The organism is Fodinibius salsisoli (genome assembly GCF_026229185.1).
In the GTDB taxonomy this organism is placed as follows: domain Bacteria; phylum Bacteroidota; class Rhodothermia; order Balneolales; family Balneolaceae; genus Fodinibius; species Fodinibius salsisoli.
The window spans coordinates 80,236-100,218 of the sequence record NZ_JAGGJA010000016.1 but is presented as its reverse complement, the minus strand read 5'-3'; the positions used below and the strand labels follow the sequence as shown (position 1 = coordinate 100,218).

Here is a 19,983-nt window from a genome sequence, read left to right as displayed (position 1 = left end):
GCCGGAGGGGCTGATTCCCTCCTTGGAGTCTAAACTCCAGTGTACTCCTTAGCCTTTCTCCGGCCGGCTGGTATTTTTAAAATGACAAGATTATTGCCATTTGCAATAGGTTGGTAAGTCTAACAGAAGTACTCCAACTTGTTTTTAAGTTGGAGGGATGGGTGTAATCATATTTTATTTCGCGTGGCAAAAAACAAAATTATTCCATATGAACCCAAACTAAAAACTCTTGCGAGAAATCTCCGCAAGAATATGACTCATGCAGAAGTCTTATTATGGCAAAAAATTCGAAATAAGAGCTTAGACTATCAGTTTCACCGACAAATTCCAATGTTAAAATATATAGTCGATTTTTACTGCCATGAATTAATGTTAGCCATCGAAGTTGATGGCAAAGTACATGAGCATCCAAAAGTCAGTGTAAGCGATTTAGACCGACAACAAGAATTAGAAATTTATGGAGTACAGTTTTTAAGATTCGAGAATGAGGAAATAAAACAGGATATTGATTCCGTAGTTTCAATAATTGAGAATTGGATAAAACAAAATACCTAAATAAGAAAAACACCTCCCGCCCCGATTAATCGGGAGCCCCTCCTCAAGGAGGGATTAATACTTCTCCCCTTAATGGGAACGCCGCAAAACGGGAGGGGTGTGATCAACTTTATTAAATGCCTAAAAATCCAGACAAAAATAATGACTCTTCTCTCTCAGTGAACAAGGGTGTAGAACAGAACCACTCCATCAATCCGGATAGCCGCAAGCAGTTTAGCCAACGACAAGCACTATCCATCGATGAATATGTGGAAGGCATTAAAGCTGGCGATCGCACGATTTTGAGCCGGGCTATCACTCTGATTGAAAGTAGCCTACCGGAACATCAAGAGCAAGCACAGAAAATTATCGAGCGGTGTCTCCCGGATACCGGAAATGCGATCCGTATCGGCATTACCGGCGTGCCCGGCGTAGGCAAAAGCACCTTTATTGAATCGTTGGGCAACCATATTATTGAACAGGGACAAAAATTAGCGGTGCTGGCCATTGATCCCAGTAGCACACGCAGCAAGGGCAGCATCCTGGGTGATAAAACCCGTATGGAAACCCTCTCCAATAGCGATCAGGCCTATATCCGTCCCTCTCCAACCGGGGGATCGCTGGGTGGCGTGGCTCGGAAAACACGTGAAGCGATGTACCTTTGCGAAGCCGCCGGCTATGATACCATTTTTATTGAAACAGTAGGCGTGGGACAGTCGGAAACGGCCGTACATTCTATGGTGGATTTCTTTCTGCTGCTGATGTTGGCCGGGGCCGGGGATGAACTGCAGGGCATCAAACGAGGCATTATGGAGATGGCCGACGCGATCGCCATCAACAAAACAGATGAAGCTCCCCAACAAGCGGTACAGCAAGCCTTGCGGGAATATAAAAACGCTCTGCACTTGTACCCTGAGACGGAATCCGGATGGACGCCCCAAGTTACAAGCTGCTCGGCACTGACAAACCAGGGTATTGCCGATATCTGGCAACTCATCCTGGATTATATCGAGCTGACTAAAAAGAATGGTTATTTTCAAACTCGGCGGAATCAACAAGCCCGGCACTGGATGCATGACACTATTGAACGACAGCTCAGCAGCCACTTTTTTGAGCATCCTGCAATTAAGAAGCGACAATCCGAGATTGAGCAAAAAGTGCTGGCAGGAGAACTCAGCTCATTCCGGGCTGCGCAACAATTACTGGAGTTGTACTTTAAGCACTTTCGCTAAATTCATGATTTTAGTTAAAAATAGCAGTACATCAAATCACGCTTAAGGTAATCTCTCCGTCGTCGGTGTTAATTTCGACTTCTGCATTGCCGCCGGCTAATCGATACTCCGAATGATTTTCGCCCGCACGTACTGCTTCGAATGAACCTCCAAAATCTATCTCCGGGTCATCATGGTTAATGATAAAACGTCCCCCACCACCGGCTATGTTTAGCTTCAGGGAACCATCATCCATATCTAAACTATATGATCCTCCATCAACAAGCCGAGTCCCAAGCGTAATGATACCGTCATCCATTTGGGTATTCCAATTATCAAATGTGCCTTGGGCTACCGAAAAGGTTCCGTCATCCATCGAAAGTTCTAAGGAACCCTGCCCCCTATCCATGTTAATACGTCCGTCGTCCATGCTGAAATTGAATTGTTGACCGCCGGCATTAAGGATCTCAGCTTCGGTATCATCGGCTTCCAGCCTAATGCCCCGATTTATATTTCGGATAGTGTACCGGTCGTCGTCACCCTGAATATCGAGTGCAATATCGTGAGGAGCCTGAATGGTAATCTGGTACTCTTCTTTCACACTACCTACAACTACGCGCCGTTCTTCATCACTCTTTTCGGTGATATACAGATCCCCATCTCTTTGTTTGACCTCCACATCAAAAGTACCGCTCTTCTCCACTTTCCAGCCATCCATATCTACATGGCGGTAAATGACCACGTGCACATCGGATCGATCCGCGCCTTCTATCGTTACCTCGGCGTCATCGCTGACTAAGTGGAGCGTTCCTTCTTCCGCAATAGGATATGTTTCGTTCAACTTGAATGCTTCATCTTGCGCCCACACCGTTCCAGCCAGTGTGATCAATAGTGCCGTAAAAAAACCTGTCTTTACATATTTCATAACTGAACCCATTTTATTAAAAGTACATCGCACTGTACGAAAGACAGACTAAAAAGTTGTAGCAGATTAACATATTAACGATCGGCCCCAGCTTAAAACCTGGAGAAGGTTTACACCCTCTTATTTTTTTATATCTTAGTATTAGCATTTCATCAAAAAAATACGGATATGCCTGACCAAGATAAGAAGATAGCGCTGGTTCTTTCCGGAGGCGGGGCCAAGGGCGCCTTCCAGGTAGGTGCGCTGGAGGTATTTTTTGAACGGGGCTATCAGTTCGATGTCCTGAGCGGCGTAAGTGTTGGAGCCCTCAATGGTGCTATGATAGCCACCCAACAGTTTAAGGAACTTCAGCGGCTATGGCAGGTAATCAGCAGGAGTGACATACTAACAAGTCGATCGCTGGCCGGCGTAATCAAAGAGTTTACGTTATACAAAATCGGGCTTACCGATCCACCCCGTGGACTTAATGATCATACACCGCTGAAACGCCTGCTCACTAACCATCTGCTGGGTCAAGAGGTGCAGATTCCCTTTCATTTTGGTTTTGTTTCTCTGCAGAAGGGTCACTATGTGAATGCAACTATTCGGCGCAACGGCCACCAAATTGATGAAGATGATATTCTTCGGGTCCTGGCCTCCTCCGCCATCCCGGTGCAGTTTGACCCCGTGGATTTCTACGGACAAGTGCTTGTGGATGGGGGTATTCGTAATATTTCTCCTATTGCTGAGGTACTCCCGTACAATCCGGATGAGGTCGTTATTATTCCTACTGAACCAATTGGCAATCGTGAGGAAGATGTTGAAGTGAACGATATTTTGAAAATTGCCAAACGGGCCATTGATGTCATGCTGGAAGAAATTTTTAAGGAAGACATTAAGCGCTTCGTCCAGATCAATCGGCTGGTGGGTCAGGCGGAACAGCAGGGTTCTACCCTAAAAAAACCCAATGGCATGCCCTATAAATTTATCAAATCGCATATAGTAGCGCCCCAGGAACTTCTGGGCGACTCCCTGAACTTTAAACGGGACAAACTTGAGGAACGCTATGAGCGAGGCAAAAAACGGGCACAAGAAATATTAGATAATGTCCCTGAAGAGGAAGATCCAAGTTAAATTATTTAGTCCATATATGTAAATGGACCATGCCTACCCTATGCAAAGGCTCTGCGAGCACTACGCGAAGTGTTCGCAAGGCTTACGCATACTCTTCGCGTAGTACTTGCAAGATCGGATAGCAGGCAGAAAAAGGTACACTTAATTCAGGTTTAACTCCGACTGGGCAGAAGAAAAGGCAACGCCCTCATCGTCCATATTTTGCTCACCCAGAGCCTCCTGCATTTCACTCCGTAACTTCTGGATGGTGAGTCCACTGGTAAGCGAACCTTTTTCAGCAATTGAAATACGGCCGGTCTCTTCAGAAACGACAACCACAAATACATTATTCGTCTCGGTAATCCCTACGGCTGCCCGGTGACGGGTTCCAAAGACCGATGAAATATTCTGGTTCTGAGAGATCGGCAGATAACAGCTGGCTGCAACTATGCGATTGTTCCGTATGACAACCGCGCCGTCGTGCAGGGGCGTTGATTTGTTAAAGATGGTTTGAAGGAGTTTACTATTGACCCGGGCATCCAGTTTTACCCCTACATCCACCAGATCCTGCAATGAAGAAGAGCGGGCAAAGACGATGAGGGCCCCGGTTTGGGAATGCGACATATTACGTACCGCATCGATCACTTCATCGATAATGGTATCGGAATTAGAACGAACAAAAAAGCGATCCAGGTTGGTGTTCTGTCCCAGTCGGTACAGCAGCTTACGGATCTCGGGCTGGAAGATGATAATGACGGCCAACACCCCTACATCCAGAATGCCCCTTAAAATAAAGTTGATGGTGGTAAAGCCCAGTGCGCTTACGGCAGCATTAATGATAATAATAAATACCAGGCCCACTGCTGCCTGAATGGCAAAAGTTCCCCGGATCCACCGATAAAGGTAGAATAGTACCGTGGTAATAATCAGGACTTCAATGAAGTCTGTAATACCAAATTCTAAGAATCCAATGGGGATCAAGGGAGTATCTCTTTAGCTTAGGATATTTTCTATAAATATAACTATAATTTTAGAAAGTTTGAGAAGGCCTCCGATTTTTGTTGACAGGATACCAGATAGCGGATGCCAGATATTTCAGGTACGAAGATCTCAATCTTATTTAAAGTTTCTTGTAAGGAATTGCTGGTTTGAGGACCTTACCAAGGACAACGCAAATAAATTCATAACACAATGGGTTATAAAAAACTGGATATCTGGCAACGATCAAGGGAATTAGTTATTGATATCCATAAGATGAGTTTGAATCTTCCCAAATTTGAGCTATATGAAACGGGGTCACAAATCCGCAGATCTATGAAAGCTGTAAAAGCTAACATAGTAGAAGGATATGGACGGCGGCATTATAAAAACGATTTTATCCGGTTTATTATTTATGCCTTAGCTTCTACTGATGAGACCATAGATCACTTGGAAACATTGCATGAGACTGGTTCCCGAAAAGATGACACCCAGTTTCAACAGTTGCACGAACGCCTCAATATTCTAAGCAAAATGATCAATAACTTTTTGTCTTCCGTTCAGAAAAATCACAAAAGCACCAGATGATCCAGTAGGATACTGGGCTCTGACATCAAGCATCCAGAATCTGGGATCCGAAAACTGGAATCAAAAAGTTCTATTTAGCGGAAAGAGCGTTAAAGACGGCCAGCGAGTCACGAGCCTCTTTTACATCATGTACGCGGATGATGTTAGCCCCATTAATAAGCGCATGGTAATGAACAGCAATGGTGCCAATAAGGCGATCGTCCACAGTGCGGTCGTTCAAAATTTCCCCGATCATAGACTTGCGTGAAGCCCCTACCAGTATTGGGCAATCCAGAGATTGAAAGGATTTTAGCTCCCGGATAAGGGCCGTGTTATGCTGCAGTGTTTTTCCAAAACCAATACCGGGATCTATAATAAGCCGTTCGACGCCTTTCGCCTGAGCGGCCTCCACCTGCTCTTTAAAAAACAGGTAAAGATCATTTACAACATCATCATAAGTAGGGTCTTGTTGCATTGTTTTGGGATCTCCCTGCGAATGCATCAGGATATAGCCAGCCTCGTACTCTGCACATAAGTTGGCAAGGCGAGGCTCTTTTTGCATCCCGCTCACATCATTAATGAAGTGCGCACCAAGCTTCAGAGCTTCTTCAGCAACAGTATATTTTGTGGTGTCGACCGAAAAAAATGTATCGGGATATGCTGGAATGGCCCGCTCAAGGATGGGTATAACCCTGTTTGATTCCTCCTCCGCTGCCACCGGGTCGGAGCCGGGACGTGTGGACTCTCCCCCTACATCAATGATATCCGCCCCTTCTGCAACCATCTCTGCAATATGTTGCATGGCTGCATCCGTCTCGTTAAAGGCTCCACCGTCAGAGAACGAATCAGGTGTTACATTCAGAATCCCCATAATTTTAGGAGGTGAGAGGTCTAAAACTTTATCCCTGATCGTTAAGTCCATAAATATTGGAGACCTTCAAAAAATGTTAATAGTTATTGGTTATCGGTGGGTTCTTATATTCTAAACCACTCATCTTGGATGATGAGACAACTGTAAACAAATAACTATTAACGAAAATAACTAATCATCCCATTCTTCTATAAGCTGATCAAGCTTATCTGTAACCTCAGCCCACTCATCTGCTTCGGGGAGTTCCTCTTTGGTTTCATTAATAATGCGTCCCTGCCATTGCTCAGCCAATCGATCGTTAAGATCAATATAGTGCTCCCATTCCATGGGTACTTCATCGTCAGGATAAATGGCTTCTACCGGACATTCAGCTACGCATGCATCACAATCGATACAGGCAAGCGGATCAATAGTCAAAAAGTTGGGCCCCTCTAAAAATGCATCCACCGGACAAACAGCCGCACAGTTGGTGTACTTACAGTTGATACAGGGTTCCGTTACTACGTATGCCATTAGAAATCAGGTATTCTTTGTTATTTCAATAGTGGGCCGTAATATCCCGGCTTCAACGGATATATGCAACGTTTTATGCCAGAGAATCTAATTTAGACGGACTCTTAATTTAGCTATTTCTTTTAGAAGGTGCAGCCCACTTTGGAAGTGGACCGCACCATATAGTGCCACACCGTTTATTGATGGCGTCCACCTAACCTAAAGCAACTCTTACCTTAACAGCACCCGCACGCTATCCAGAGATCCGTCGTTGGGAGCGGACTTGGTGCCCATCACATGATTCATCAACTCATATAGATGAATATTCTGGAAGGCCTTGACGGTGGTGTCCGATTTAAATGCGGGTCCATGCGCCAGGAAAAGAGCTTCCATCTTCTTTTCCGCCGGATCATAGCCATGGGTTGCACGAGGCAGCGATTGAACGAACTGTTCCTTGTACTTTGAATTTAGCACCATGTATCCCAAGTCAGCAACGACTACGAGATCCGTAACCCGCCCGTGATTTTTTAGATGATACCGCTCAGGAATTTCTTCTTTCCTATAAACCCGGTAATGCTTCTCCTTTTTCTTCAGCGCCTGGTAGACCTGCTCTTCTGTCCCTTCTTTGGGTTGGATCATCGTCAGTGGCCCCCAGATAATGCGTTCCGTATCTGCAATATCAATGATCTGGTCAAGGAATATGGTTTTATCCGCTGCCAGGTCGACCATCCCGTGGTCAGAAACAATCAGTATGTTAGTGTTGTCCCAAAGGTTTTTATTCCACAGTTGTTCTTTCAGATATCCCATGATGCGATCGGATTCTCGAATAGCGGCTTTAAGAGAATCAGACTCGGTGCCATAGCGATGTCCTATACCGTCTACATGCTCGAAATAAAGGGTGGCAAAGTCTACGGCTTGTGTATCCGGTGCACTCAGCCATTTGACAACCGTGTCCACACGTGCTTTAAACGGCATATCTCCGTCATACTTCTTCCAGTTGGTGGGATGCATACCCTGGATATTCGCTTCCGATCCCACCCAAAACATGGTGCCCGTACGTATTCCCTGCTTTTCGAGGGTATTCCAGATGGGCTCGCCCCCGTACCATTTGCCATCTTCCACAGCCTTACGATCACGAATGCGATACCACTCTTTCCATTTTGGATCATACATGGTGTTCCCCACGAAGCCGGAGTTTTCGGGATAGAGTCCCGTGGCAATGGCATAGTGGTTGGGAAAGGTTTTGCTGGGAAAAACAGGAATAAGTCCTTCGGCCTGCACACCCCCGGCAGCCAGGCTATCAAAATGTGGAGTATCCACTTTGTTTAAATAGTCATAACGAAAACCGTCAAAAGAGATGAGTAGTAACTTATGCTGCGAATTTTGTGTTTGCTGTTGATCATGACAGCCTATAAATGTCAGTGCTAGAACTATCGCTGCTAAACAAAGAACGTATCTTTTCTGCATTCTATTTGTAATCATTAAGTTCAGTTCAAAAATAAAAAGGACAGCCCCAAATAGCGAGACTGCCCCTTCAATTTCAATCACTTTTCAAGCCTGAAAGCAGACTGTTAGAAGTTGTACTTCAACGATGCATTCCAGGTTCTGCCAAAACCAAACCATACAAAGTTACGGTTGTGTATACCGTTCCAGGTCTCATCTCCGGAAGCAGCGTGATAATTGGTTTCAGACTCAGAAATATAGGTCGTATCAAACAGGTTGTTGACATTAACCCTTAATGATGCCGACTGTCCAAAAAAGTCGAATCGGAATGTTGAGCCTAAATCTACCAACCCATAGGAAGGAAGCTTGAGAGCGCCTTCATTATCAGGATCAGCAAAAGCATCATCTGTAATACTATAGTTGGCATACAGATTGTCTACATACCGGTAGCCGGCATCGATGCTCCAATCTCCAAGACGATAGTCAGCTCCCAGATAGCCGACAAATTGAGCTGCATCACCTACTTTTACGCCGTCGGTATAAAGCGTAGACGTACCGATTTCGTTTCGATCCTCATCAAACAGGGTAGCATTAAAGTTATTGGTATACTTCCAGTCACCTACGGACAATGTCCCATCCAATCTTAAATTATTCGTTGGGCGGACGGTCGTCTCGACCTCAATACCATTATGGCGTTGATCCACATCATCAAACTGCGCAGTGGCATCTTGATTGGGGTTATTGGGGTCAGGAATAGTTCGCTCGACAAAACGGTTACCCCACACCGTAGAATAGAGGTTTACGTTTACATCAAAGGCATAAGAGGTGTATCCATATCCAAGCTCAATTGAAGTAATCTGCTCATTTTGCAGATCCGGATTTATATCATTAGCAAAGCCTGGGAAAACAGCATCAAAGAGCGGTTGCTTCGAGATGAAACCGGCATTGGCAAAAACATTGTGGCGATCTGAAATGTTGAAGTTTGCACCACCTTTCACATAACCGCCCAGGACATTTTTCTTTTCAGACAGCGCATTGCCCTGCTGGTCGAAAAAGTCCTCTCGCTGATACGATTGGTTGGAAACCCCACCTTGGATAACGGCTGTAAACATGTCACCACTGTCATACTCAACCATACCGTTTACCCCCTGCCAGTTCACAAGGCCGAGGTTGTAGTAGTCAATTTTTGGACCAGAGATCCCGGTATCATGGAAAGGAGAGGCCTCAATGGTATTTTCACTTTCAAGGATTTTACCAAGAGAATTTTGATTACCGTTAGAATCATCACCTCCAGAAAAGTAGCCATCCAAGCCCATTAAGTTATTGAGTGCACGGTAATGATAGCCGGTGTATTTTCGAAGGTCAACACCCAACGAGAGTGTAAATTTATCAACTTCGGCTTCCAGTTTAGAAATACCCCCAAACCAGTTATGGGAATTCATCGAAGCTCTGCGAACAAGTACGGCATTATTAACGCCATTCTCACTGTATCCGTGCGACCCAATCAGCTGACCGTTATATGCACCGAGGGCTCCGTTGTAGCCCGAAGTCGTAGATCGGTTTACATCCACTACGTTATCAAAATTGATCGAGCCGTCTTCCTTTCTTGAAGCCGCGCCATCACCACCTTCCAAGTAGTGAGCCGTCAGGTCTTCCTGATATTGGCCACCTCCGAAGGGGTAAAGGTCAATGGCTGAATTGAAGTAGTTATTTCCGCGTGGTCCGGTCCCGCCACCACGTCCGGCAGAACCATACAGGGAGGTAGCCAGCGATACGTTGTCGCTGATATTCCAATCCCAGTTTAAGGTGGCCAACGGTTTATTATAAAAGTTACGCTCCATGTTGAATGCTTCACCATTTAACGTACCACCGTTGCTGTTCCAGCGTGGGTCAATACCATCATCTCCAAAGTTTTGGAAATCACGAATAGAAACATTCGTACCACGCTGATGGTGCCACTGACCTGCTCCGAGCACAGACAGGTTGAAAGAGTGGCTATCATTCGGATCATACCCTACAGCCCCAAAATAAGTCCAACCTTCACCGCTGGTATTATTTACATACCCATTTCCTTGCCAATAACTTAAAAGGAAAGAAGCGGACCATCCATTATCACCAAGCCCTGTATTATAGGACGCAGCCGTTTTGGTATAGCCATCATTCCCTACCAGCTGAGAAACAGAACCGCCTTTTTCTTGCTCCGCTGTTTTTGTAAAAATCGAAATGGTTCCACCTACCGACGGTACCGCAAGGTTCGTGGCACCTAATCCGCGCTGAATCTGTATACCGGATGCAACATCCGTCAATCCCTGCCAGTTAGACCAGTACACCCAGCCGTTTTCCATATCATTGACGGGCTGCCCGTTAATCAAAAACGCTGTATTATTTTGATCAAACCCACGCAAACTTATACGGGAATCACCATATCCACCACTCTGCTTCGTTGCATACGCACCGGGTGTCTTATTCATAATTTCCGGAAACTCCTGATTCCCAATTTCCTGAGAAATTTCTGCCGGCGTTATAGTAGATACCGCAACAGGCGTTTCCCGGGCTCGGGCAATGTCAATAACATTGCTTGATACTACAATTTCACCCAACATTTCTTCGTCAGGCTGAAGGAATATTTCCATACCCTGTTCTGCCGTAACCTCTTGGGTATTATATCCAACAAATGATATAACCAAGACATCACCTTCCTCGGCATCAATTGTAAATTCACCTTCAGCATCTGTAGATGTTCCCGTTTGGGTATCTTCTACGACAACGTTAGCTCCTGGTAAGGGTTGGTTTGTTTCTGCATCAAATACCTGTCCGTTTATTTGAGCAGTCGATATTAGTGGAAAAGCTATTAAAGCTATAAACAAAAATAAGTAACGTTTCATATCGATAGATATATGTTCGTTTTAGTTAATGGTTAGATAAATGGTACTGTATATTTCTCGCAATTATCAGAAGTGCAAATATAACGAATAGAAAATTACGAGAATGTTAACTCTGACTGATTATGCTGGCGCTAAAATAACAAAAAAATAACATTATTGTATGAGTCCCTTATAAATACCGACCAGACGCTCCTGACTTACTCCCAAATAATAAAGGGTGAGTATGAGGCTAAATATCAGCTGGAGTTTTAATATACCCACCTTGTGATACTTGCGGGCCGAAGTCACTACAGCCCCATCCAGTATGGTAAAGGAAAAATCGCTTTTTATTCGGCGTACCATCTCTTGGTCTTCCATAACGATATGATCTTCCCGAAACCCCCGGAGCTGAGCAAATACTTCTCGCTTTATGAATAAACTCTGATCTCCAAATCGGAAAAAATCAATATCAAAACGGCTAAACCACGCATAAGATGTGAGCAGCCAGTGATCGTCGTCAAATGCCAATCGGAAACAACCAGCATCAGAGCCTGTTGTTATGGACCGGTGGATGGAGGCTGCAAAGTTCGCCGGGGGACGACTATCCGCATGCAAAAAATATAAGATATCACCAGTAGCGTGTTCTGCGCCCCTGTTCATCTGGGCGGCCCGCCCCTTGGAAGGTGAATCTATAACCGTAGCTCCTGCTTGTTGGGCTTGGGATACTGTTTCATCACTGCTTCCACCGTCAACGACAATGACTTCTTCAATGAGGTCATTTCCCTTATCAAATACTTGCCGGACTGTTTTTGCGATAACTTCGGCTTCGTTATAGGTGGGAATGATGACGCTTAACTTGATAGTAGAATCATTTAACTTTACCGCTAAGTTCTCCACAGAGATTACTAAAGAATTTAAAATTAACTATACCCAACGGGAGTATAACTCCCTCGGAGCCTATAAAAGGAGTAGTACTGGGTTTAAAGCAAGTTGCACTCCCGATTACCTTACTTCCCCAATAGACTCTTCCTCGTTATAGGTTGGTATTATTACACTTAATTCCATTATCAGCTTAAATTGATTTTTCTATCGGGAGTACAACGCCCTTGGAGCTTGAACACTTTACTTCATAAGATATATGCTCAGAGGGAGTTACACTCCCGGTTGCATCTACTACTCATTAATTTTAAAAATATCCTCCACCTCTAACGGCACGTTATTATATCCGCAATAAAAACCAGCACTGGAATACTGCCAATGTTCCGGTTTTAATACACACCCCTTTTTAACCGGATTACTGTGAATATATTCCAGCTTTTGAAGCCCAAATTTCTCATTATAAATGCCCTTTGGATGAAAACCTTCTTGCCACACTTTGAAATTATTTTTTCTTTCATCATTAATAGCCGCTCTTTTAAAAATATTTAATGCCTGCTGATTACTTTCTTTCTTTAACAGCATTGTTATTTCTCGAGAAGTAAATCGCTTAAAGTCACGAAACACATCACTCAACCTTTTGGGGGATTTGTTACTCAAAGAAACAACCAGATGGATATGATCAAGCATAATAACATAAGCATGAATCCGTAAATCTTTTTCTACCTGACAATATTGAAGACTGTCAACAATAACATCAAAATATAGCCTCTTTGTAAAAACCGGATACCATTCGATAATTGTTGAGGTAACAAAGTAGATTTCTACATCATCATATATTTTCATGATTTTGGCCCCTTTGGTTTGATCGGGAGTATAACTCCCTCGGAGCTTGACTCCCTTGAAGCTTGTTTTTTATAAAATCTCTTAAGCATATGCTTAGAGGGAGTTGCACTCCCGGTCGCTTTTTGCAATGTCTATTCCCGAAGCCCGTAAATCCTCTGCTGTATCAATATCGTTTAGTACAGGTAACTCATGATACGAGATTTCCATAGTTTTAAGCTGCTGGATGGTCTCCCGGCAAACAGATGACGTGCTCCATTCCTTTTGCTCAAAAAGAGCAGGATAGAAATTGGTCATACCTAAAAGGTAATATCCCCCATCACTTGATGGACCTATGACCACCGGATGTTCTTCCAGTTGTTGAAATGCCTGCCTTAAAATCTTAGATGTAATGGCTGCGCAGTCCGTACCGATGATAGCCACTTTAGAAAAACCATCCGAAAATGCCCGGGCAAAGGCCTTTTGCATGCGCATGCCCAAATCATCGCCCTCCTGCAACCGTTGCTCATACCCACCTTTCGACCACAGATCTTGTTCATTAATATAGTTTGAATACCAAATCTGCCTGGAGAGATCCAACGTATCGGTCACCGATTTGGTGATCCGGAGGAGTTTCTTATAAACTGCTAGAGCTTGCCCATCACCAATGGTTTTTGCCAGTCGTGTTTTTACCTTTCCTCTTTCCGGGTTTTTTGCAAAAATAAGGAGACATTCGTTTGTAGAATCTGCCATAGTGTTAATTAAATATTTTCAGAGAAAGTTTTACTAACCTTTGGAAATTTAATAAAACTGATGATCTATGTCGTTGCTCCACCACAGCTACTCCCCGCACCCGCCGTACATCCAAAGCAGTGCTGGTTTATTTTAACCTCACGATTATTGAGCTTTAACTCGTTCCATTCGCTGATATGCCGGGGGGCTTGTTCTTCTACGGGCATCTCCAGCATCTGATTAAAGTCACAGTCATATAAGGTGCCGTCCCACCCCACAGAAATCGTATTTCGGCACATCACTCCTTGAGCTGCAGCTGGATTAAAGGAAGTGATCAGCCGATCCATATACTCCTCCAGGTTGCCGGACTCCAGCAAAAAGTTAAGATATCGACTGATCGGGAGATTCGTGATCGTAAACAGGTTGTTAAACGTTATTCCGTGCTTACGCTTAAGCTGACGTTTGAAATCCTTTTCGAGGGATTCCTGTCCCCCGGGTAAAAAAGCACCCGCCGGATTATACACCAGGTTCAGCTCCAGGCCAGTCCCTTCCGTGCCGTAGCCGATGGCATTTAGTTTTTTCAACGCCTCCACCGACCGATCGTAGGTCCCTTCTCCCCGTTGCCGGTCGGTTCTGGATTTATTATAAAAGGGCAGCGAACAGGTCACTTCTACCCCGTGTTCAGCAAAAAATTTGGGCAGCGCCTGGTATTTGGGGGCGGTCGTCAGAATCGTCAGGTTGGAGCGGACAATGATATGTTTCCCTAACGCAGAGACTTTTTCCACAAACCACCGAAAATGGGGATTCATTTCGGGAGCCCCGCCCGTCAGGTCGACAGTATCGGCCTTCGAATGCTGCAGTGCTTCCAGGCATTGCTTGAACGTCTCCTTGCTCATAACCTCTGTGCGATCCGGTCCCGCATCAACATGGCAGTGCTTGCACGTCATATTGCACATGTAGCCCACATTCATCTGGAAAATTTCAATCCCCGTAGGCTTTAATGGATAAAGGTTGATTTCTTCCAGTTTCTCACGAAATTTAGGCTGATTACGCAACGACTCAGAATGGTCATTCAGCACGTGAAGCTGATAGGCCGGATCCGATAGTTTATGGTGCTGTGTCTTCAGGGATTTGATCATGGTTTGGGAGTTGTGAGTGATGAGTAATAAGTGGTGGATAATGGGATCTGTGGTCCTGTCCAGCTATCAGCACTCGATGAATTCTGGATTCTGAGTTCTGAATACTTACTCCCCATATCCTTCATCCTGCATTACATGCTTAAATCTTTGGTTTTATTCATCATCTGCACCCCGTGTACCAATGAAGATCCCCCGCGTATAGCAGAGGCTACATGCACCGCCTCCATCATCTGTTCTTCACTGGCGCCCTTTTCGAGGCTATCGGTTGTATAAGCATCAATACAATAGGGGCACTGCACCGTATGCGATACTGCCAGGGCAATCAGTGCTTTTTCGCGGGCACTTAGGGCCCCTTCCTCAAATACGGCTCCATAATAGTCAAAAAACTTCTCCGCCAGTTCAGGACCAAATTCACCGACATCTTCAAACTTTTTAAGATCTTCGGGCTTGTAATAGGTTTCTCTCATTTTAAAATCAGTTTAGATTAAGGTTTAAAGTGGTATCTATAGCTTATATACGGCAATTCCGAAGTTCCAGATTGGATTTACAGTCAAAATAAACGGAACTTTTTTATTGCAAGATTACTTAGAGATGACTGCGTTAAATAAATAAATCTTACCAAATAACCCATAAAACTATTTTAAATTTATGAAGAAAACATTATCCACTGTCTTTGTAACGGCCCTACTATTTTTATCGATGACGAGCATCACCCATGCCCAGCAAGCCGATAAAGATATTGGCATAGGGGTTATGGTAGGTGAGCCTACAGGCTTAAGCCTCAAATCCTGGTTAGGCGGCAACAACGCTTTTGATGTGGGATTAGCCTGGTCATTAAATCGTGATGCGGTACATGTCCATGCCGACTATCTCTGGCATAATTTTAATCTCTTTGATGAAGTTGATGAGGGATCATTACCGTTGTATTACGGTATTGGCGGGCGTGTTATCCTGGCAGATGATGATGCCGTTATTGGTGCTCGTGTTCCTGTTGGCCTTAATTACCTTTTCGAAGATGCTCCTATCGGACTCTTCATGGAGGTAGCCCCCATTATCAACCTTGCTCCAGATACGGATCTTGATGTTGAAGGAGGGATTGGTATTCGGTTTTATCTCTAACTGAGGATCATCGCTATATTCTTTCAACAGAAAGTGAGGGTGTCCAACCACATCCTCACTTTTTTATAAAAAGCTTGTGTCTCCCTCCTTTGCGAGCTCAATGATGTCAAAATAAGCTCCATACTCTTCCTGAATATGTTCATCAAGCTGATATAGCTTTTCATCATCCGAACTTGGATCGTGATGCGTTAACAGCAGCTTGGCTACCCCTGTCTCTCTCGCTACCTTTATAACCTGTTGCCATGCAGAATGTCCCCATCCCTGCTTATGCTTGTATGCCTCAAGGTCATACTGCGCATCATGAATTAAAATATCAGCATCCTGAAAGAACTCCCGGATTCGCTCCTTATGCCCCCAGTCCTCCTCCAGATCCTCGGGGACCAGCTCATTATCGGGTGCGAAAATAAGCTGCCGGCCATCCAGATGGAATTTATAGATAGCGGTGTTTGTACTATGATTTGCCCGCATAAATTCTACTTCAAACCCCTCATAGGTGGTTCGTTCAGGTGGTTGGTCAACAAAGGTAAGGTGGGCATTCATCATATCCAGAGAAACCGGAAAGAACGTTTTGCTGTGATGCTCGGTAAAAATTTCCCGACAGCTTCCTTGTTCCTGTTCAGGCATATGTATTTCAAAATTGTTGCCTGAACTATACAAGGGACGAAAAAAAGGGAAACCCTGGAGGTGGTCGCGATGGGGATGCGTAATAAAAATATGTCCCCTGATATTTTGGTTTTGTCCGGACAGTTTATTGCCCAACTTTCGGATTCCCGTTCCACTGTCCAAAATAAGTTGCTCATCAGAACCGGGAATATGAATTTGAACGCAGGTTGTGTTGCCACCAAACGCCATATGCTCTGGATCAGCGCAGGGCGTAGAGCCTCGCACTCCCCAAAATGTAATCTTACACGATAATTGATCGCCCATCCTCAGCGTCTTTGGTCATTGCCTCCCTATTCCCATTCCCAGCTGCTATACCTTCAAGTAGAATCCCCAGGCAGGCTATTCAGCCTCGGCCCGAATGTCATCCATCTGTTCGGTCAGGGCATCCATCTTGTCTTGCTTAGCCTGTAGCTTATCTTCTGCTTCCTGAATTTTTTCATTCAGCTGATCAAGCAGGGGGTTACCATCCCCGGAAGAACTGAAATAGGTTCGTTTTTCCTTGAACTGCAGAACCTCTTTCTCAAGCTCGCGTGCTTCTTTTTTAACCTTCTTAAATTGTTTGCGAAGTTTCTGAATTTTATTACGATCGTCGGTATCCAGGTCGGCTTTAGCCAGCTCTTGGTCAAATTTGTCTCCCGACTTGGCGGCACGGAAACGGTCATAAATGATATCGCAGGCCTCACGATACTTCTTCCACATCGTATTTTTGTGCTTGATGGGCACATAGCCTACATTTTTGAACTTCTCTTGCAGGCCTTTGGCGATTTCTACCGCCTCAATAGGATCTTCATGCCGACCGAGCTCATGTAGCTTTTCCAGAAGCTCTTTTTTCTCTTCGAGGTTATCCTTTCGCTCTTCTTTAACCTCCTTAAAATGTTCGCGACGGCGGTCATAAAACTCATCCATCGCCCCCTTAAACTGCTTCCAAATTTTATTGGACTTGCTGCGAGCCACCGGACCAATCTTCTTCCAGCGATCCATCATACTCTGCATCTTGGAGTGCCCTTTTTCAAAGTCGTCGGTATCTTTAATGGCATTGGCCTGATCAATCAGGTCGAGCTTCTGCTGATAATGCTCTTCTTCCTGCTCTTTTATCTTCTCCTGATTATTAGCCTTTAGTTCATTAAAAGCATCCGTTGCGGCTTTAAAACGAGACCAAAGCTTATCTTCGGCCCGTTGTGGCAAGTTACCTACTTTTTTCCAGCGGCGGTGCAGCTTATTAATCTTTCGGGCTGCGATAGCAATATCATCAGCCTCTACCAAGGCTTCGGCTTCTTCGATAAGCTTTTCTTTCTTACTCGAAAACTTATCGACCATACTTTGATGGTCAGGATTGTAGCGGTATTTTAAATCGTAGAAGTCATCCTGCGCTTTCTTATAGCGTTCCCACACCTCATTAGACTTTTCTTTGGGAACACGACCAATTTTTTTCCACTGCTTGGTCAACGAATCGAACTGTTCATCAATATCGCTCCAGTTCTCGGTCTCATGGTCAATAGATTTATTGACCCGTTCCATCTTTTCGAGCACCGTCAGCTTCACCATTAGGTTGTCTTCGCGCTTCTGGCGTTCCTGAACCAGCCGATCTACCTTGTGGTCATTAAAGGTGCTAATTAACTCCTTATACCGTTCATCAAAATTTTCTCCTTTGCCGGATGGCAGGGCGCCAATACTGCTCCATTGCCCTTTTATCTGACTGACGCGTCGGGTGGCCGTCCAGGTCTCATTCGAGATGATACCTTCCAGCTCCTCCAACAGCCTCTTCTTGGTCTCAAAATTTTCCTGTTTCCTTTTGTTAAGCTCCTCATAGTGCTCTTCCTTGCGTTGCTCAAAGTTTTGAACAGCATCATTAAATTTACTGAAAAGCTTCTTCACCTCATCTGAATCCGTATCCGGACCTTCGGACCACTCGCGACTCAGGTTGTCAAGCTCCATCGATACATAAGGCCAGTCGGTCTGCTTGGCGAGATCCTGCGCCTTCTTAACAATAGCGCGATAATACTGAACGGGATCGTCCTCCTCGGTCTCTTCGCTTTCTTCTGATTCGGCCTCCGTCTCCTCATCATCCGATACTTCTTCTTCGGCTTCTACCTGTTGCTGTTCATCCTTTTCCTCTTCTTCCGGCTGCTCTTCGATAGCCTCATCATCAACTTCTCCGTCATCAGAAGCTTCTTGTTCATCAGGCGTTTCAGGATTTTTTAACGTCTCCTGATAGGTTTCAACCTGAGATAAAAGCCCCTCTATATCGCCAATACAAGCGTTCCCTTCAATATCGGACCGAAGCTCTTTCACCTGTTCTACCTCCGTATCATCAGCTGCAATCAGCGCCTTAAATCTTTCCTGAAATTGCTCAAAGGTTTCCTTGAGTTCTGCTACTTTCTCTTCCACTTCGTCATCTTCTGCAATGTCGCAAAGTTTTTCGGAATCTTCCGATGCCGCTTTCTTAAGAAACAGTTCCCTTTTTTCCGTTAAAAATACCTGTTCATCCTCATATATATATTCGGATGTTTTATTTTGCTCTTCCATAATCGATTTCACAGAAACCTCAATTAAACACTTCGCAATTCAAATTCGGAATTCTTCTACAGCTTTTTAGTTTAGGTAAGATAATATTTCTACGCAACTTATTACAATGGATAGACCGGAAAAATATTTGACAGTTCTACCAAGATCATTTTGCCTGCTTTTCACCTGAATTTTATTTCAAGAATAGCTGTATTAGCCGTTGATGCTAATAAAAAAGGCCAGTTTCTGATCGAAACCGGCCTTTACCATTAAACTTTACTTATCAAGAAGGTTATGCTCCTTCCCCTTCCTCAGAAATATCCTGGTTATAAAAGTAGATATCTTGTGATGGATAAGGGAAATTCAGCCCCTCTTCATCAAATCGTTTCTTAATCGCTTCTGTAAGATCAAATTTAAGCGCCCAGTAGTTTTCCTTCTTCGTCCACGGTCTTACATTTACATTTACCGAGCTTCCGCCAAGCTCAGAAACGGCAATCTGTGGAGCTGGATCATCCAGGATACGCTCATCTTCCGAAAGCACCTGCTTAATCGTTTGCTTGGCATGATCAATATCATCATCATAACCGAATCCGATTACCATATCGACACGGCGGATATCATTAAGTGACAGATTTTTAATATTGTTGCCCCATACATTTGAGTTAGGCATGATTACAGCAACATTATCCACCGAGTTGAGCCTTGTTGTAACAAGGCCAACTTCTTCTACATGACCTAACTCACCAGCGATATCTACTGTATCCCCAACCTTGAATGGGCGCAACACCAAGATCATAATTCCAGCCGCAAAGTCGGCCAGCACTCCCTGCCAGGCCATACCAATAGCTAAGCCCAAGGCACCAACTACGGCCACCAAGCTGGTAGTTTTAAAGCCAAATTTATCTAACACGGCCATTACGACAACCACCAGAACAAGCACTTTGGCGGTCTTGGCGAATACCTTGATCAAGGTATCGTCCAGCTTGGCAGAAGCCTCTCCTTTCCGCCTGATGGTCCTGTTTACCCAGTTGGCAAAAATCCATCCAACAATTAAAATTACTATGGCATAAATCACATTTAATAAAATCGGCCAAGCCTGATTTAGATACCCGTCAATACTTTCCATAAATACTCCCAATGTTTATTTAAA

General features: G+C 44.5%; 19 protein-coding genes. 5 read left to right on the top strand and 14 right to left on the bottom strand.

Going from position 1 to position 19,983, the window contains the following annotated elements; all coding sequences use genetic code 11:
* Positions 1-183 precede the first annotated feature (183 nt).
* Both J6I44_RS17960 and meaB read left to right on the top strand, forming a co-directional pair.
* Positions 184-555, top strand: coding sequence for an endonuclease domain-containing protein (locus tag J6I44_RS17960; protein ID WP_265767573.1), 372 nt, complete (start codon positions 184-186; stop codon positions 553-555).
* Positions 556-671: 116 nt separating this feature from the next.
* The gene (gene meaB / locus J6I44_RS17955; RefSeq protein WP_265767572.1) at positions 672-1,766 is read left to right on the top strand and encodes a methylmalonyl Co-A mutase-associated GTPase MeaB; all 1,095 of its coding nucleotides are present in this window, start codon (positions 672-674) and stop codon (positions 1,764-1,766) included.
* A gap of 31 nt (positions 1,767-1,797) precedes the next feature.
* Here meaB and J6I44_RS17950 read toward each other — a convergent pair whose 3' ends face one another.
* A complete protein-coding gene (locus J6I44_RS17950; protein ID WP_265767571.1) occupies positions 1,798-2,670 on the bottom strand; it encodes a DUF4097 family beta strand repeat-containing protein in 873 nt (290 codons plus the stop codon).
* Positions 2,671-2,838: 168 nt separating this feature from the next.
* Between J6I44_RS17950 and J6I44_RS17945 the strand changes: the two genes are divergently transcribed.
* On the top strand, positions 2,839-3,783 hold the full coding sequence (locus J6I44_RS17945; RefSeq protein ID WP_265767570.1) for a patatin-like phospholipase family protein: 945 nt from the start codon (positions 2,839-2,841) through the stop codon (positions 3,781-3,783).
* A gap of 141 nt (positions 3,784-3,924) precedes the next feature.
* On the opposite strand, the gene cdaA is transcribed toward J6I44_RS17945, so the two are convergent.
* Positions 3,925-4,743 (bottom strand): diadenylate cyclase CdaA, encoded by an 819-nt coding sequence (gene cdaA, locus J6I44_RS17940; RefSeq protein WP_265767569.1) that lies wholly within the window; start codon positions 4,741-4,743, stop codon positions 3,925-3,927.
* Positions 4,744-4,953: 210 nt separating this feature from the next.
* Here cdaA and J6I44_RS17935 point away from each other — a divergent pair, with 210 nt between their 5' ends.
* A complete protein-coding gene (locus J6I44_RS17935) occupies positions 4,954-5,328 on the top strand; it encodes a four helix bundle protein (protein ID WP_265767568.1) in 375 nt (124 codons plus the stop codon).
* Between the two features lie 70 nt (positions 5,329-5,398).
* Here J6I44_RS17935 and folP read toward each other — a convergent pair whose 3' ends face one another.
* The 9 genes from folP to J6I44_RS17890 form a co-directional block, all read right to left on the bottom strand.
* Positions 5,399-6,229 (bottom strand): dihydropteroate synthase, encoded by an 831-nt coding sequence (gene folP, locus J6I44_RS17930; protein WP_265767567.1) that lies wholly within the window; start codon positions 6,227-6,229, stop codon positions 5,399-5,401.
* A gap of 120 nt (positions 6,230-6,349) precedes the next feature.
* Positions 6,350-6,691 carry a DUF3470 domain-containing protein gene (locus J6I44_RS17925; protein ID WP_265767566.1) on the bottom strand — a complete coding sequence of 114 codons (342 nt, stop codon included), beginning with the start codon at positions 6,689-6,691 and terminating at the stop codon, positions 6,350-6,352.
* Between the two features lie 210 nt (positions 6,692-6,901).
* Positions 6,902-8,152: an alkaline phosphatase family protein gene (locus J6I44_RS17920; RefSeq protein ID WP_265767564.1), complete on the bottom strand. Its 1,251-nt coding sequence runs from the start codon at positions 8,150-8,152 to the stop codon at positions 6,902-6,904.
* An 89-nt stretch (positions 8,153-8,241) separates the two neighbouring features.
* Complete coding sequence (locus tag J6I44_RS17915; protein WP_265767563.1) at positions 8,242-10,998, bottom strand: TonB-dependent receptor; 2,757 nt, start codon at positions 10,996-10,998, stop codon at positions 8,242-8,244.
* Positions 10,999-11,151: 153 nt separating this feature from the next.
* Positions 11,152-11,874, bottom strand: coding sequence for a TIGR04283 family arsenosugar biosynthesis glycosyltransferase (locus tag J6I44_RS17910; protein WP_265767562.1), 723 nt, complete (start codon positions 11,872-11,874; stop codon positions 11,152-11,154).
* A gap of 276 nt (positions 11,875-12,150) precedes the next feature.
* Complete coding sequence (locus tag J6I44_RS17905) at positions 12,151-12,699, bottom strand: REP-associated tyrosine transposase (protein WP_265767561.1); 549 nt, start codon at positions 12,697-12,699, stop codon at positions 12,151-12,153.
* A 93-nt stretch (positions 12,700-12,792) separates the two neighbouring features.
* Positions 12,793-13,428 carry a TIGR04282 family arsenosugar biosynthesis glycosyltransferase gene (locus tag J6I44_RS17900; RefSeq protein ID WP_265767560.1) on the bottom strand — a complete coding sequence of 212 codons (636 nt, stop codon included), beginning with the start codon at positions 13,426-13,428 and terminating at the stop codon, positions 12,793-12,795.
* 65 nt (positions 13,429-13,493) lie between these two features.
* Positions 13,494-14,543 carry an arsenosugar biosynthesis radical SAM (seleno)protein ArsS gene (arsS, locus tag J6I44_RS17895; RefSeq protein ID WP_350356719.1) on the bottom strand — a complete coding sequence of 350 codons (1,050 nt, stop codon included), beginning with the start codon at positions 14,541-14,543 and terminating at the stop codon, positions 13,494-13,496.
* Positions 14,544-14,677: 134 nt separating this feature from the next.
* Complete coding sequence (locus J6I44_RS17890) at positions 14,678-15,013, bottom strand: arsenosugar biosynthesis-associated peroxidase-like protein (RefSeq protein WP_265767558.1); 336 nt, start codon at positions 15,011-15,013, stop codon at positions 14,678-14,680.
* A 181-nt stretch (positions 15,014-15,194) separates the two neighbouring features.
* Here J6I44_RS17890 and J6I44_RS17885 point away from each other — a divergent pair, with 181 nt between their 5' ends.
* Positions 15,195-15,665 (top strand): hypothetical protein, encoded by a 471-nt coding sequence (locus tag J6I44_RS17885; RefSeq protein ID WP_265767557.1) that lies wholly within the window; start codon positions 15,195-15,197, stop codon positions 15,663-15,665.
* Positions 15,666-15,728: 63 nt separating this feature from the next.
* Here the strand turns inward: J6I44_RS17885 and J6I44_RS17880 are convergent, their stop codons facing one another.
* The 3 genes from J6I44_RS17880 to J6I44_RS17870 all read right to left on the bottom strand — a co-directional run bounded on the left by J6I44_RS17880 (position 15,729) and on the right by J6I44_RS17870 (position 19,959).
* Positions 15,729-16,592 carry an MBL fold metallo-hydrolase gene (locus J6I44_RS17880; protein WP_265767556.1) on the bottom strand — a complete coding sequence of 288 codons (864 nt, stop codon included), beginning with the start codon at positions 16,590-16,592 and terminating at the stop codon, positions 15,729-15,731.
* Between the two features lie 75 nt (positions 16,593-16,667).
* Positions 16,668-18,866, bottom strand: a complete 2,199-nt coding sequence (locus J6I44_RS17875) for a DUF349 domain-containing protein (RefSeq protein ID WP_265767555.1) — start codon at positions 18,864-18,866, stop codon at positions 16,668-16,670.
* A 259-nt stretch (positions 18,867-19,125) separates the two neighbouring features.
* Positions 19,126-19,959, bottom strand: coding sequence for a mechanosensitive ion channel family protein (locus tag J6I44_RS17870; protein WP_265767554.1), 834 nt, complete (start codon positions 19,957-19,959; stop codon positions 19,126-19,128).
* Between the last annotated feature and the right edge of the window lie 24 nt (positions 19,960-19,983).

What these genes read in the sequence shown, in the direction of transcription:
- J6I44_RS17885 (WP_265767557.1), top strand. Translation starts at nt 15,195, where the DNA reads ATGAAGAAAACATTATCCACTGTCTTTGTAACGGCCCTACTATTTTTA.
- J6I44_RS17915 (WP_265767563.1), bottom strand. Translation starts at nt 10,998, where the DNA reads ATGAAACGTTACTTATTTTTGTTTATAGCTTTAATAGCTTTTCCACTA.
- meaB (WP_265767572.1), top strand. Translation starts at nt 672, where the DNA reads ATGCCTAAAAATCCAGACAAAAATAATGACTCTTCTCTCTCAGTGAAC.
- J6I44_RS17950 (WP_265767571.1), bottom strand. Translation starts at nt 2,670, where the DNA reads ATGAAATATGTAAAGACAGGTTTTTTTACGGCACTATTGATCACACTG.
- J6I44_RS17920 (WP_265767564.1), bottom strand. Translation starts at nt 8,152, where the DNA reads ATGATTACAAATAGAATGCAGAAAAGATACGTTCTTTGTTTAGCAGCG.
- J6I44_RS17880 (WP_265767556.1), bottom strand. Translation starts at nt 16,592, where the DNA reads ATGGGCGATCAATTATCGTGTAAGATTACATTTTGGGGAGTGCGAGGC.
- J6I44_RS17945 (WP_265767570.1), top strand. Translation starts at nt 2,839, where the DNA reads ATGCCTGACCAAGATAAGAAGATAGCGCTGGTTCTTTCCGGAGGCGGG.
- J6I44_RS17935 (WP_265767568.1), top strand. Translation starts at nt 4,954, where the DNA reads ATGGGTTATAAAAAACTGGATATCTGGCAACGATCAAGGGAATTAGTT.
- folP (WP_265767567.1), bottom strand. Translation starts at nt 6,229, where the DNA reads ATGGACTTAACGATCAGGGATAAAGTTTTAGACCTCTCACCTCCTAAA.
- J6I44_RS17870 (WP_265767554.1), bottom strand. Translation starts at nt 19,959, where the DNA reads ATGGAAAGTATTGACGGGTATCTAAATCAGGCTTGGCCGATTTTATTA.
- J6I44_RS17900 (WP_265767560.1), bottom strand. Translation starts at nt 13,428, where the DNA reads ATGGCAGATTCTACAAACGAATGTCTCCTTATTTTTGCAAAAAACCCG.
- J6I44_RS17890 (WP_265767558.1), bottom strand. Translation starts at nt 15,013, where the DNA reads ATGAGAGAAACCTATTACAAGCCCGAAGATCTTAAAAAGTTTGAAGAT.
- J6I44_RS17925 (WP_265767566.1), bottom strand. Translation starts at nt 6,691, where the DNA reads ATGGCATACGTAGTAACGGAACCCTGTATCAACTGTAAGTACACCAAC.
- J6I44_RS17905 (WP_265767561.1), bottom strand. Translation starts at nt 12,699, where the DNA reads ATGAAAATATATGATGATGTAGAAATCTACTTTGTTACCTCAACAATT.